This is a genomic window from Maribacter sedimenticola (genome assembly GCF_900188415.1).
Classification (GTDB): Bacteria; Bacteroidota; Bacteroidia; order Flavobacteriales; family Flavobacteriaceae; genus Maribacter; species Maribacter sedimenticola.
Genome location: NZ_FZNV01000002.1, coordinates 515,826 through 530,671, shown reverse-complemented (window position 1 = coordinate 530,671; position 14,846 = coordinate 515,826). Strand labels below are relative to the sequence as shown.

At 38.9% G+C, this 14,846-nt stretch carries 11 protein-coding genes; 8 read left to right on the top strand and 3 right to left on the bottom strand.

The genetic code is table 11. The features are described from left to right. The first annotated feature begins 1 nt into the window (after position 1). The 7 genes from CHB68_RS07305 to CHB68_RS07275 all read left to right on the top strand — a co-directional run bounded on the left by CHB68_RS07305 (position 2) and on the right by CHB68_RS07275 (position 8,943). Positions 2 to 910, top strand: coding sequence for a bifunctional metallophosphatase/5'-nucleotidase (locus CHB68_RS07305; protein WP_089260196.1), 909 nt, complete (start codon positions 2 to 4; stop codon positions 908 to 910). A gap of 11 nt (positions 911 to 921) precedes the next feature. Beyond that, positions 922 to 1,371 carry a GNAT family N-acetyltransferase gene (locus CHB68_RS07300; protein WP_179213159.1) on the top strand — a complete coding sequence of 150 codons (450 nt, stop codon included), beginning with the start codon at positions 922 to 924 and terminating at the stop codon, positions 1,369 to 1,371. Between the two features lie 114 nt (positions 1,372 to 1,485). Next, on the top strand, positions 1,486 to 4,374 hold the full coding sequence (locus tag CHB68_RS07295) for a glycosyl hydrolase 115 family protein (protein WP_089260195.1): 2,889 nt from the start codon (positions 1,486 to 1,488) through the stop codon (positions 4,372 to 4,374). Between the two features lie 125 nt (positions 4,375 to 4,499). Further along, positions 4,500 to 5,417, top strand: a complete 918-nt coding sequence (locus CHB68_RS07290; RefSeq protein ID WP_218822490.1) for an NHL repeat-containing protein — start codon at positions 4,500 to 4,502, stop codon at positions 5,415 to 5,417. Between the two features lie 88 nt (positions 5,418 to 5,505). Beyond that, positions 5,506 to 6,204: a hypothetical protein gene (locus CHB68_RS18730; RefSeq protein ID WP_245838861.1), complete on the top strand. Its 699-nt coding sequence runs from the start codon at positions 5,506 to 5,508 to the stop codon at positions 6,202 to 6,204. Between the two features lie 112 nt (positions 6,205 to 6,316). Then, on the top strand, positions 6,317 to 7,426 hold the full coding sequence (locus CHB68_RS07280; protein WP_143815178.1) for a glycoside hydrolase family protein: 1,110 nt from the start codon (positions 6,317 to 6,319) through the stop codon (positions 7,424 to 7,426). 26 nt (positions 7,427 to 7,452) lie between these two features. Continuing rightward, complete coding sequence (locus tag CHB68_RS07275) at positions 7,453 to 8,943, top strand: glycoside hydrolase family 28 protein (protein ID WP_089260193.1); 1,491 nt, start codon at positions 7,453 to 7,455, stop codon at positions 8,941 to 8,943. A gap of 68 nt (positions 8,944 to 9,011) precedes the next feature. Here the strand turns inward: CHB68_RS07275 and CHB68_RS07270 are convergent, their stop codons facing one another. Beyond that, on the bottom strand, positions 9,012 to 12,281 hold the full coding sequence (locus tag CHB68_RS07270) for a S41 family peptidase (protein WP_089260192.1): 3,270 nt from the start codon (positions 12,279 to 12,281) through the stop codon (positions 9,012 to 9,014). A gap of 225 nt (positions 12,282 to 12,506) precedes the next feature. Between CHB68_RS07270 and CHB68_RS07265 the strand changes: the two genes are divergently transcribed. Next, complete coding sequence (locus CHB68_RS07265; RefSeq protein ID WP_089260191.1) at positions 12,507 to 13,190, top strand: hypothetical protein; 684 nt, start codon at positions 12,507 to 12,509, stop codon at positions 13,188 to 13,190. A gap of 110 nt (positions 13,191 to 13,300) precedes the next feature. Here the strand turns inward: CHB68_RS07265 and CHB68_RS07260 are convergent, their stop codons facing one another. Together CHB68_RS07260 and CHB68_RS07255 are read right to left on the bottom strand one after the other, a co-directional pair. Beyond that, the gene (locus CHB68_RS07260; protein ID WP_089260190.1) at positions 13,301 to 13,606 is read right to left on the bottom strand and encodes a hypothetical protein; all 306 of its coding nucleotides are present in this window, start codon (positions 13,604 to 13,606) and stop codon (positions 13,301 to 13,303) included. Further along, a complete protein-coding gene (locus tag CHB68_RS07255; RefSeq protein WP_089260598.1) occupies positions 13,603 to 14,841 on the bottom strand; it encodes a cation:proton antiporter in 1,239 nt (412 codons plus the stop codon). The genes CHB68_RS07260 and CHB68_RS07255 overlap by 4 nt, the downstream gene beginning before the upstream one ends. Between the last annotated feature and the right edge of the window lie 5 nt (positions 14,842 to 14,846).

Sequence of the window (14,846 nt, the reverse complement as noted above, 5' to 3'; positions counted from 1 at the left end):
TATGAAAAGAAGAACATTTATTAAAAATACCGCAGCAACATCCGGTTTATTGACTTTGGGCGGACTTGGGTTGAATGGGTGTACCACCCCTTCCAAAAAACATATTACTATTTTACATACCAATGACGTTCATAGCCATATAGACACCTTCCCAAAGGATCATGCTAATTTTCCCGGCCTTGGTGGATTGGCCCGTAGGGCCGGACTAGTGGAGCGTATAAGGAAAGAGAATCCCAACACCTTGCTATTTGATGCCGGAGATATCTTTCAAGGCACACCGTATTTTAATTTTTATGGGGGCGAACTTGAATTTAAATTAATGAGCATGCTCAATTACGATGGGGCAACAATAGGAAATCATGATTTTGATAATGGCATAGATGGACTCCTTGCGCAAATGCCTCATGCTAATTTTGATTTTATCTCCGCTAATTACGATTTTACCAATACACCTTTGCAAGGACTGACCAAACCCTATCAAATATATATAAAGGATGGTATAAAAATTGGGGTTTACGGATTAGGAATTGAGCTGAATGGGTTGGTAAGCAAACAATTATATCAGGAAACAAAATATTTAGATCCTTATGAACTTGCCGTTGAAACAGAGCAGCAATTAAAATTAACGGAACAATGCCATTTAATCATCTGTCTTTCGCACTTAGGATATGAGTATGCCTCTATCAACAAACCAGATGATTTAAAATTGGCAAAAAAAACTAAATACACAGATTTGATTATTGGAGGCCATACCCATACATTTTTGGAAAAACCTACTATAATCAGCAATGCTAATGATAGGGACGTCTTGGTGAATCAGGTGGGGTGCTTTGGCGTTCACTTGGGCAGGATAGATTTTAATTTTGATACCGAAAAAAATACAGCCTCCGGCTATTCCATAAAAGTCTAAAATTGTAACTAATGATTCAAATACTCCGTACAGACTCTCAAAACCTAGATTTTAAGGATTTAGTTAGCCTTTTGGACACAGACCTTGCAAAACGTGACGGTGAGGATCATAGTTTCTATGCCCAGTTCAATGGTATTACCCATCTAAAACATACACTGGTTTTGTATGAGGATGATATGCCTATAGCCTGTGGCGCTATTAAAAAGTTCAATGAAACTTCAGTTGAGGTAAAACGAATGTTCGTACTACCAGAAAATCGCGGTCAAGGTTTTGCATCTAAAATTTTGACAGGGCTGGAAGAATGGGCAAAAGAATTAGGTTATAAAACCTGTGTGTTGGAAACTGGTTTGCGGCAGCCAGAAGCTATAGCCCTTTATAAGAAAAATGGTTATCAGGTTATTGCCAACTATCCACCTTATGTTGGCATAGCAAATAGTGTTTGTTTTAAAAAAGACCTTTAATACACTTTTTTTCTCCCGTAAATTACATTGCAGGACCTTACTTAAATTTAATCATACAATAAAAACAATTGGATTTAATAAGTGTATTTACTACATTTAACTTTTGTTTTATTTATGAGAAAGATTCTTTTGGCGGTTATTCTGCTTCCACAATTAATATTGTCCCAATTCAACATCGTAGATTCGGCAATAAACCTAGATGTTTATTTTCCAATTGTAACCACTGAAAGTCCTACAACAATCTATATGGAAAATACAGATTTTCCGGTCGTAAAAAAATCGGTAAATCTTTTTGCTGAAGATGTGCACAAGGTAACGAATCAACGTCCCAGCATTATCAACAATATTAAGGATATCAAGAAATTTAAAGGGAATATAATTCTCGTTGGAACCCTAGGCCAAAATAAATGGATAGACGAATTGGTTCAATCTCATAAATTGAATGTTTCCACTATTCAAGATCAACCTGAACGTTATCTAATACAGACCATTAAGAGCCCGTTCAGGAAAAATCAGAATGTCCTAGTTATTACCGGAAGCGATAAACGCGGAACAGCCTATGGTGTATTCAGTCTTTCCGAAGCTATGGGGGTATCTCCATGGTATTATTGGGCAGATGTTCCTGTGGAAAAGAAAAAGGAAATTTATCTTAAAAACCTTAGTTATACCTCCAAATCCCCTTCAGTTAAATATCGGGGAATTTTTCTGAACGATGAAGATTGGGGACTATTACCTTGGGCTGCAAACAAAATGGATTCGAATATTCAAAATATTGGTCCAAATACCTACGAAAAAGTATTTGAACTTGTCCTTCGCCTTAAAGGTAATATGGTGGCCCCTGCAATGCACGAAGTTACAAAGGCATTCTATACCGTCCCTGGGAATATGGAAATGGCGGACTCCTATGCTATTATGATCACTACCGCCCACTGTGAACCACTACTCTACAACAATGCTACGGAATGGGACAAAAAAACCCAAGGTGAGTGGAATTATGTAACCAATAAAAAAGAAATTAACCGCGTATTGGATGAGCGAGTAAACGAGGCCAAGGAAAAGGAAAACATTTATACCATTGCCTTGCGCGGAATGCACGACGAAGGTATGTCCGGCGGTTCTGATGAGCAGAAATTTAAAATGTTGGACGAGGCCATTAAGGACCAACGTGCCATACTGACCAAATACATGAACGACCCTATTGTAGATGTTCCACAGATATTTGTACCCTATAAAGAAGTTTTAGGGCTATATGAAAAAGGCTTGGAGGTTCCTGAGGATATTATTATTGTTTGGCCAGATGACAATTACGGCTACATTAAAAAAGTAAGCAACAAAAAAGAACAGCAACGATCCGGCGGTGCAGGGGTATATTACCACATCTCCTATCTAGGTTGGCCAAACGACTACCTCTGGCTAAATACTACCCCACCGGCCCTTATGTACACCGAAATGCAAAAAGCATATTCCTTGGGAGCCGATAAGTACTGGTTATTAAACGTTGGGGACATAAAGCCTGGTGAAATGGGAATGCAATTGTTCATGGATATGGCTTGGGATTTTGACCGTTTTAATTTTGAAAACATCAATGATTACCAAGTAGAAAAATTGACCCATATTTTTGGTGAGCAGTATACCAATGACCTTGCCTATATCTTGGACCGGTATTACTATCATGGATTTACCCGCAAACCGGAATATATGACGGGCGATTGGAAATGGAACAGCCTAGAAGCCAAAGAGAACATAAAGGATACGGACTTTTCTTTTATCAACTATAACGAGGCGGAAACCAGATTGGCGGAATATGCCAAAATTGCACAAATGGCAACGGAAATTTTAAAAGAACTTCCTGAGGAAAAAAAAGCTGCTTTTTACGAAATGGTCTACTACCCTTTAAAAGGCGCATCATTATACAACCATGAAATGTTATTGGCACAAAAAAACAGATGGTATGCGAAACAACAAAGAACCACTACCAATGAACTGGCGGCAAAAGTTGTTTTATATCATGATTCCTTAGCGGATATCACCAAAAAATATAATAATCTATTGAATAGAAAATGGAATGGAATGATGACCGCTCCAGGCTTCTTGCCACAAGTTCAAATTGCGCCTACCAAGAAAATAATTACACCTAAAGAGGGATCTCTTGAAATTTTTGTAGAAGGCAGCAATTCTGAAAAAACAGAAAACCAAACCCTTCCCCTATTCAGCAATTTAAACAAACAATCACATTTTATTGAAGTGTACAACACCGGTAAAGAGCCTCTAGATTTTTACACAACTACAAGTGCCCCTTGGCTGATTTTAGATAGATTAAAAGGAACAGTTCAAACACAAGAACGTATTAACGTTTCCGTGATTTGGGATCGAGTGCCAAACTTAGGACAAAATGAGGGTGAAATTATAATTCACTCTTCAACAGAAAAGAGTATAATAAAAGTCGTTGCCAACAAGCAAGTTGCTCCTAACAATTCTATCTATATGCCCATTGATGGGTTAATCAGTATTAATCCTACAAATTTTCATAGAAAAACAGAAAACGGTGGTATCCATTTTCAAGAAATCCCTGGTCTGGGCTATTCAAATGAAGCCTTACAATTGGGCAATGCCACTTTTGACAAAGGGTACGATTCTTACGTGGCGTATGATTTTTATGTTGAAAAGCCCGGTGAGGTCATTATACAGACCGTTATGCTTCCCCTGTTTTCAAAAGATAAGGAACATGGTACCGCATATGGTGTGCAGTTAGATGAACAGGACATAGTAGTACAATCAAATTTTGTAAAGGAATATTCCCAGGAATGGGCCAAGAACGTAATGAGAAATAGTGCCATCAATTCTATTAAAATGCAAATTGATACTCCTGGAAAACATACCCTTAAATTACATGTAATTGATCCAGGTATGGTAGTACAAAAAGTGATGTTGGATTTTGGCGGATTAAAAAAATCTTATGTAGGACCTAAAACTTTTAAATTCCAAAATAGAAAACAAGAATAAGAGACTTTATGAGAAGCAAATAAAAATATAACGATATATATTTCAATTGTTTAACACTACAAAGGGCAATTTTGTAAGGTTATTTTTTATTAAATTTAGCTTGCATCAACTTAAAACCAACACTCATGAAAATGTACAGTCAACTACGTTCCACAATTTTACTCTCCTTTTCAATATTATTTGCCATTTCTTTCTGTTTTTCACAAAATGAAATTCAATTTCCTGTTGAAGTGGGTGTTAAGCCAGAAAGTATAACCAAAGGTTTCAACGGCAATTATTATATTACTTTAATGAACGGCAAAGATGAAGGTGATGGTTCCGTAGTCCAAATTTCTACAGAAGGGGTCACAACCTTTGCCAATGGCTTTAATGAACCTAAAGGAATTGTATATCTAAATAATCACTTATACTTTTCTGATGTTACACGTATTTGGAAAATTGATGAACAAGGAAACAAAAGTGTATTTGTCGACAAAGATGACTTCCCTAAAGAGGTGTTATATTTAAACGATGTGTCCATAAATGCAGATGGCACAGGAATTTATGTAGCCGATATGGGTGCCACGCAATACATGCGCGACAATGACAATAATCTTTGGCCCCTAGAAAGTGACGAGGCTAAATTAGTACCAGAGTTAGGTCGTATTTATCATATAGATTTAAAAGGCAATATTACTATTGCCCAAGACACAAACCCGTTAATGCTAAACCCAAATGGCGTTGGTGTTGACAATAATGGCGATATCATGGTTGGCGCATTTTTTACAGGAAATTTCTTAGTAAAACGTAATGGACAACTAACTCCTTTAAAAGGAGAATTTAGAGGTGCAGATGCAGTTGAGCAAGACAGTAAGGGAGATTATTATATTAGTAGTTGGGCTTCTGGGACAGTATGGAAAATAGATGGTACAACAGAAGTGTCTACCGTGTTGATTGATAATCTAGAATCTGCTGCAGATTTTTATTTGGAAGAGGAAGAAGGCAGATTGCTCTTACCTGATATGATGGCCGGTAAAATCTATTCAGTAAGTATTAATAATTAGAACTCTAGGGTTCGGTTATATATTACTGTAATTAAACCCTTATAAGATTTTACATATTCTTCCTAATATTTAGAAGCCAAAATACCCAATGATTGACATAGTAAACCACCAGGTACCTTTAGTAATGGCCATAGGTATTATATGTTTGGTATTGATTACTGCCCTTATTGGTACATGCCTATTTTTGAGATGGAAGAAAGTACAACCAAAGGGCGATATTTTAATTACACCAAAAAAGGCAAATGTCAATATAGTTACTTATAATCAAGCCAAAAGATGGTTAGAAAATTCAAAAAAATCACTGCATCAAATAAACACACTATCGCCTGATGAAATCAATATCTTAAAAGAAGAACTACGAAAAAGGCAAGAAGTGTTTAATGCTTTTAAAAACGAGATAGAAATAGCTCATACGCTTAATGTTCAGTTACAGGGTACATATCATATTCTGGGCTTTAATCAGAACAAGGAAAATAGCAGGTATTCCGGTTTTTTACATCTTTCAAGGACGGGTGAGCACAGAGTTCATGCAGAATGGATTATAGATGGTGACCAAACCCAATCGGGTACCGGCTTCTATCATAACCATATTTTGGTTATAAATTTTTCATATGAAGGGGAAGCGCAGAAAATATATAAAGGTGTAGTCATTTATACCGTGGTAAATGAATCCATTTTAAACGGGTTTTGGTCCGAAAAGCATGCCAATGAAGCATATTTGGGAATTGAGGAAGGTAGAAAACTAAAAGACTCGGAAACACTTTTTAAGACAGTACATTTAAATTAAAACTTTAAACAACACTTCACCTTCATGAAACTCTTATATAGGTTATTGTGTTGCCCAAGAGGATACTAGAGTTAAGTAAATTGAATTATGCTTCGTTAAAATGATCAAACCAATGTCAACCCTTACATCCAATTTTTCAAAAACAGGAAACATATTTTTTAAGGTCTTTTTCCTATCCACTTTCATTCAACTTTGCTGTGCACAAACAAAAGGAGATGACATCATTAGAAAACTAGAATTGGTATCGGCCTACCAAGGTCCGGTCATATCAAATGTGCATAAGGATGTCATCGCCACTAATAATCAATCTGGCTTTGAAACAGGTCAGGTTGTTAAAATAGATGGGGTTTACCACATGTTCGTAAATGAAATGTTCTTTCGTCCGCATAGAGATTTGCGCATTGCCTATTGGACTAGTACCGATGCTATTTCATGGAAACGGGAAGCCACTATTTTAGAGAGCATTCCCGGTAGGTCCTTTTCAAATCCACGGTCAGAAGTTTGGGTAACGGGGGTGGAATTTAATGATTTAGAAAATGCATGGAATATTTTCTATGTTGCCTATCGTGCCGGAAATTCCAATAAAGGGGAATATGCACGAAGCGATTATGAAGGGCGCATTTGGAGAGCAAAATCCGTATTTGAAGGTAAGGACGGAATTGGAGGTCCGTATGCAGATATGGGTATTGTACTACAACCTGATGAAAATTCCCAAGCTTGGGAAGGGCAACAAGCAGTAGCCACCTTTAATCCGTACAAAGTAAATGATTCCTGGTACGCCTTTTATGACGGACATAATTACATTCCCAAAGGCCCATGGCCTGTAGGCTTGGCAAAGGCACCACAACTAAGCGGGCCATGGACCAGATTACCAGAAACAATTAACCCAATTCCTATTGCTGAAGAATTTATTGAGAATCCGCAGGTAACCGAACTAAAAGAAGGTGGTTATATCGCGGTGTTCGATTCTTTTGGCAACCAAGAAATAGCCTATAGTATTTCTAAGGACGGTATTCTATGGAGCAAGGAACAACGTATCAAAATTCAATATGAATCCAATTTATGGGCGGAAGATGGGGATCATGCCACTCGGACCCCGCTATGTATTATCCAAGAGGATGACGGAACGTTTACTGTAATTTACACGGCAATCATGAAACTTAAGGAACAAAAATTTTATGCAATAGGTGCATGTTCCTTGGCTTGGACTACTAAAGAATAAAACCTCAACTACCTAAAAAATAGATTATGAAACATATTTTTTTCAGGCTTCTCTTCATATTATGTTGCCAAATTACATTGGCACAATTCAGCACGCCAAGCTCAACTGCCTCGTTTGTAACTAAAGCACAGGTGGGAGCAGCTGCTATGCCCAATGACATTGCACCGGTCATCGCACCATTTGAAATGCCACAATTCAAAAAACATGTTTTTCCAGCTTACGTCGTTTCCGTTGTGAAATTTGGTGCTACGGCTTATAAGAACATTACTAAAAACATACAAACTGCCATAGATAATGCAAACAAGAATGGTGGTGGAACGGTAATAGTACCTAAAGGAATATGGACCACAGGCCGTATAGCGCTGAAAAGCAATGTTAACCTTCATTTAGAAGAAGGAGCCGAACTTCATTTTAGTGGGGAAATAGCAGATTTTTTACCTGCCGTATTTACCCGTGTGGAAGGCATTGAAATTATGTCCAGCGGCGGATTCATTTATGCGTATAATGCCGAAAATATTGCAATAACTGGTAAAGGCAAAATTATTGGACCTGATATGGATGCTCCCATTCGTACCGCTGAAAGCCCAAAAGAGGTGGTTGAAATTTCCATTGACCAAAATGCTCCGGTTAAAGAAAGAATTTATGACGGCGATAAAGGGCGTTATTTTTACAAACCAAAATCTATATGTTTGGTAGCATGTAAAAATGTACTTATTGAAGGTATCACCATTGAACGAAGTGTAACCTGGAATGTTACGCCCATTTATTGTGATGGCGTAATAATAAGGGGAATCACCGTAAATTCCGTGGGAATACCTACCGGCGACGGAATTGATATTGAATCATCACGTAATGTATTAATTGAATATTCAACCTTGAATAATGGTGATGATTGCTTTACCATGAAAGCCGGCCGGGACAAGGACGGCATTCGCGTTGACCGCCCTACAGAAAATGTAGTGGTACGGTATTGTCTTTCCGAAGCTGGCCACGGTGCCATTACTACAGGAAGTGAAACTGCCGGATGGATTCGTAACATTTATCTACACGACTGTATTTTTGATGGGACCGACAGGGGATTTCGCTTTAAGACCAGACGTCCAAGAGGTGGTGGCGTTGAAAATATATATTACGAAAGAGTACAGATGAACATCAATAAGCATGCTTTGGAATGGGACCTATTGGGCAGTAAAAGATATGTGGGGGAGCTTGCTGAACGTTTACCAAAATTACCTATTAACGAATTGACCCCGGTAATTAGAAATATTTTCATGAGAGATGTCCAAATTACGACCAACAACAGGTTCATTAACGCCAAATGCATCCCGGAGATTCCGTTGACAAACGTTATTATGGAACATATGGATGTTACGTGCAGTGAACCCATTTTATTACGTGATGTCAAGGATTTTACCATCCGAAATTCCATTATTCGCAGCAAAATTCAAAACATGGAAATTATAGATGCCCAAAATCTAGTTTTTGATCATGTAGAATTTTTATATTTAGAAAATTAATATAACAACGTTTTCCATTAGCATATAAAATTAAAAAAGCCCAACCGAAGTTGGGCTTTTTCTTAATATCAGTTTTCATTTTCATAGCCTACCGGGCGCTTCCACCTTACCGGTGCCGCGGGTTCCGGTTTCATGATAAACTCTTGTGTTTCCAAAAGTTTCATGGCTTCTTGAACGGCGCGCTCCAATTGTGGGTCTTTACCGGCCACAATAGATTTTGGGTCTTGTATGACTTCTATATTAGGCGATATTCCTATACCTTCCACATCCCACTCTCCATCATTGTTATAGAATCCGCCACGTGGTGCAACCATACGTCCGCCATCAATAAAACGCGGAGTATCCCAAGTACCTACCAGACCGCCCCAAGTTCGGGTTCCTACCAAGGGACCAAGGCCTTTCTCCTTAAACATGTACGGCAGCAAATCACCTCCGGAACCGGCGCGTTCGTTTATGATCATAACCTTAGGTCCCCAAATTCCTGCTATGGGAGAGGTCCAAGGCCTATTATCGTTGGCTTTACTATTGAAATAGCCAAAAGGTTCCCGTGCCATTATATCAATCATATAATCTGCAGCGGAACCACCACCATTGTTTCGCTCATCCAAAATAACCCCTTTTTTATCCTGCTGCGAAAAATAATATTTATTGAAACTTTCAAAACCCGGATTACTGGTATTGGGAATGTATACGTAAGCTAGTTTTCCGCCAGATAACTCATCAACCTTTCTTCTATTCCCTTCTACCCAATCAATAAAACGTAATTGGTATTCATTTTCAACAGGTTTCACGGTCAAACTTCTAGACCCGTTCATTGATGGTGAATTATTAACGGAAATATTGATAGTACGATCGGCGGTCTGTTCCAACAAAGCATATATATTTTGATTTTGAGCCACTGGCTTTCCGTTGATGGCAACTATATAATCGCCTTCTTTAACATCAAGACCGGGCATTGCCAATGGAGCCCTTATGTTAGGATTCCATTTTTCCCCGGTGTAGATTTTCTCAATTCTATAATACCCATCAACCACATTGAAATCGGCACCTAGCAATCCTACGGGAACCTCATTTATTTTGGGCATATCCCCTCCAGATACATAGGAATGCCCAATGGCTACTTCCCCACTAAGTATATCCACTATATAGTTAAGGTCCGTTCTATGCCTTACATGCTTTACCCAAGGTTGGTACCAACTATAAACCTCATTCCACGGTGCCCCATGAACATTGTCCACATATAGGAAATCTCTCATATAACGCCAGCTTTCCTTGAAAATCTGTGCATATTCTGCCGTAGGGTCTATTTTTAATTGTGCCGATACCGCTATTTTATCATCTGGTTTGGGTGCATCTTTTGTTCCGGTAATGGTCCACCCTGACTTACTCTTCAGTAAGGAATGTTCTCCATTTTTAGACACAACCATATCGGTAACGCCATTTTCAAAATCTGTAGCCTTTTCTTTGGCTACATCATAGTTGTGGACCTTAAAGCCTGATTCATTTGGGATGGCTTCGGCAACGAACACCTGCTTTTCCGAACCCGCCTGTAAAAATTGATAGTCACGCGCAGGTAAGTCCAAGGCCACTATCCTATTTTGAATGCCGGAAAAATCTATCTGTACCGGTTTTATGGTTTTCTTAGGTTCATCTTTGTCCTTTTTATCCTTTTTGGATGATGTTTTGGTCTCATCGGACTTAGCTTCGTCTATATCTTCTTCATCGGTCTTAGGAAGATTTGGGGCTTTACCTTGCGCGCTCAACACAAGGGCATAAAGGCTACGGGTAATACTTGGGTCATAGGAGCTCATATCTAACCACCCCGATGCCAGTCCATAATCCGTACTTGCCAAAAAGTAAAGGTATTCGCCCGCAACGTCCCACACCGGACTGGTAGCATCTGCAGTACCATCCGTTACCTGCACCGCTTTTCCGCTTTGGGTATCATAAATAAAAACCGCTTTAAAATGACTGTCCAGCTGTTTTTCATAAGTTAACCAACGGCTATCTGGCGACCATACAGGGTTCATGGACCTATTAGGGTGTGCATAACGGTCCGTATCAACCTTATTTACCTTTCCTGTAACAAGATTTATGGTCCAAATGTTATAATCCGTATCGGTATAGGCAATGAGATTACCGTTGGGCGACCAATCCGGTTTAAAATAAAATGTTGGATTCTCAAGGGGGTATGTTTTCCTGTTCTGCCCAAATTGGTCTGCCACCACCAACTGGTATTCCCCACTTGCATCTGAAAACCATGCAATTTTATTTCCTTTAGGGGACCATATGGGAGACCTATCCGCAACCCCACTACTCTGGGTAAGGTTTCGCCAGCTACCCTCTTCCTTTGGGAAAGTGAAAATATCGCCACGGTATTCAAAAACGGCACGTTTGCCATTGGGTGAAATATTGGGATTAATTACATTGTTGGCGGTGACCTCTTCCCAACGGGAACGACTAAAATTCAAATCCCCCTTAACACTAATGTTAATTGTTTTGGCCTGCTTGGTGGCAATGTCCAAAATATGTAAACGCCCACCTTGTTCATACACCAATAGATTTCCTGCGGCATCTAAGCTTTTAACATCAAATTTTTTATGAAAGGTTATTTGTTCCTCAGTTTGGGTAGCGGTATCATAGCTCCAGATATTACTGGTATAATCACGCTCCGATAAATAGTATACTTTTTTTCCTATCCAAACCGGATATAAATGACGTTCTTGGTCCAATTGTGGGGTGGTGGTCAACTCATAGGTATTCAAATCTACGATCCAAATGGGCATGGCCTGTCCACCACGGTAATTACGCCACTCCGGGTCCCAAGAAGTAATCGGTGTATATGCTATATGGCTTCCATCTTCAGAGATTTCCCCATAGGCCCCTCTAGGAATTTCCAAAGCCTTGGGCAGACCACCCTCTAAGGATACCGTATAGAACTGACTGGTCATGGTAGGTCTTGCTTTTCGTGTAGAACGGAAAAGAATTTCACCATTAGGTGTCCAACCCTGAACCTCGTCTACCGAAGGGTGAAAGGTAAGCCGCTTTGGTGTTCCACCTGTTGCGGGAATAACATACACATCATCATTGCCCTCATATTCTGCCGTAAAAGCGATCCATTGCTCGTTTGGTGAATAATGTGGCGCATATTCATAGCCCATACCGCTGGTTAACCGTATGGCATCACCACCGGTAACCGGTGCCTTCCATAGGTCATTGGCGTAAATAAAGACTACCTCGTTCTTAGATAAGGTAGGTTGCCGTAGCAATAAGGTTTCTTGGGCAGCCATGCCCCATACCACCAATACTGTGGCGGCTAAAAGGAATTGTTTTTTCATACGGTTTTGTTTAGATGGCAACTTTAGGGTAACATACTACAGCACCCTTCATGATGACTAAAATTAAGGATTAAAAATGGTTGCAATAAACAACTTATGTTAAGATGTTCTTACAAAAGCTTTATAATTACTCGTAGTATTCTTCGGAAAAAAAAGCGATCTTTCGTTATCAACAACTACCAATATAAAACCAATTAATTAAACATCAGAGCAACCAATATAACAATGATAAAACGGCTACTCATAACATTATTGACTACTGTACTATTATTTTCCTGCAAACAGGAACATAAAAATGAGTTCACCCCTAAATCGTTAGCAAATACGACGTTGACTTCTACAGCATCTAATGAAAACAAAAAAATACAATTAGATTCCATTGCCGCATGGATAGATACTACCTACCTATACACCATTACTAAGGGAAAACAAATTATCGTACAAAATAGTTTGCCAAAAGGTGGCCTTACCTATACTTTTTCCAATGGACAAAAATTTGTCTACGGTATTTTTTGGTCACGTATCATCAATACTACAGAAACACCTTTTGAACTATCAGTTAAAATGCCCAAAACTTCCATACCGCAAGGAACATCTTTCGACAATTCCCTAAACGTACTACTACCAAATGCTACAATGCGTATTGATAAGGTACCGTTGTTTAACTATGGGCTTACAGATTTAGCGGCTGCCCTAGAAAATACGCTCCAAAAACCGACTTTATTAAAATTGACCATACCACCTAAGGAAACCAATATTTTTTATGTGATTACACTCTTTAAAAAAGGATTGAACGATAAAGTGCGTGCGGGTTTCTTCTTTAAAGACAATAAGGCTTGGTACAGGGTCAATGATACAGAAATACCATGTGGGCTGGTTTATCCAGAAAACCTAGTATCAAGGCATTAATAGAGTGGCCATCCATAAGCTTTTACTTTAATCTTAAGCTTTTGAAATAGCATATAACACAGTTCTAAAAATCGTAATTATATACTTAAAAATCCATATTCCCAAATCAACTAGCCGTTACCCTCCAAAATAAACTCAACAATTTTTTGTAATTCAACATCCAAAGAAATATCCGGATAGGTCCTACCAGCCAATCGATACCAATAACCTGCGTTAAATCGGTCTCCCTCTTTTCTATGTAAGTATGCATGCATCCAACTACCTAATTTACTATGAAGTTCCTGTGCAATATCATGTGCGGCATCCCAATTTTCCTGAGCATCATACCACATTGCCTTTAATGCATCGGGCCAGTCCTTTGGTGGATCGGAAAGTTGTAAAGTGGAATTAAATTCCGAATAGTTTTGTGGCATCATGTTGTTACCCTTTTTACTAATTTACCAACCGTTAATCCCTGCCCTATAATTGAAAAGACAACTACTATATAGGTAATAACCAAAAAAACATCCCTATGCATGGCTTCTGTAAGTCCTAAGGCCAACGCAATGGATATTCCTCCCCTTAATCCGCCCCAAGTCATGACCAAATTGGTTTTGGGAACAAAATCCAACCTTTTCTCAAAAAATTTGATGGGGAGCAACAATGATAGGTACCTACATAGCAATACTAAAGGTATGGCCATTAGACCGGCAATTATGTAATCCGTTTTAAAGGATAGTACCAGCATTTCCATACCGATCAATACAAACAATAATGTGTTCAACAAAATATCCAACAGTTCCCAAAATTTATCCACGTACGTCTCGGTTGTTGCCGACATGGCAGAATTACGTACCGTATCGTTACCGACCACCAAACCTGCCGCCACCATAGCCAAAGGGGCCGATAAATGAAATTTTTGTGCAATTAGGGTCCCAACCATGACCGTAGCCAAGGTGATAATAACTTCAATGTCATAATCATCTATGGACCTCATTAACTTATAGGTGCCCCAACCCAAGGCAAGGCCCAGTGCCAGACCACCAATGACCTCAACACCAAAAAGCTCTAAAATTTCCAATGGGGAGACCGCTACCTCCGTAGAGGATGCCAATTGAAAAATAGTTAAGAATACCACTACCCCAACTCCATCATTAAACAATGACTCCCCAACGATTTTAGTTTCCAACTGCTTAGGGGCTCCTGCTTTTTTTAATATGCCCAATACGGCAATGGGATCCGTAGGCGATATCAATGAACCGAACAATAAACAATAAATAAAGGCAATGTCCATACCCAATATTTGAAGAAGATAATAGACGCTGGTGCCCACTAAAAACGTTGACACCAAAACGCCTAAGGTCGAGAATACCAATATAGGCCAACGTTGTACCCTTAACTGTTCAAAATTGGTATGCAATGCACCTGCAAAAAGTAGAAAACTCAACATGATATCCAACAAAACAGATTTGAAATCTATCTGTGTAATGATATATCTTTCCGCGTTTATCAACGTATCGTCTACATAGCCAATGGCAAATACCACTAAAGTAAATACAATGGTTATTAACATTAAACCAATGCTATTGGGCAATTTTAAAAAACGGGCATTGATATAGCCAAAAATGGCCGATAAAAATACCAGTACTGACGTTATCGTAAAAATATCCATATTCA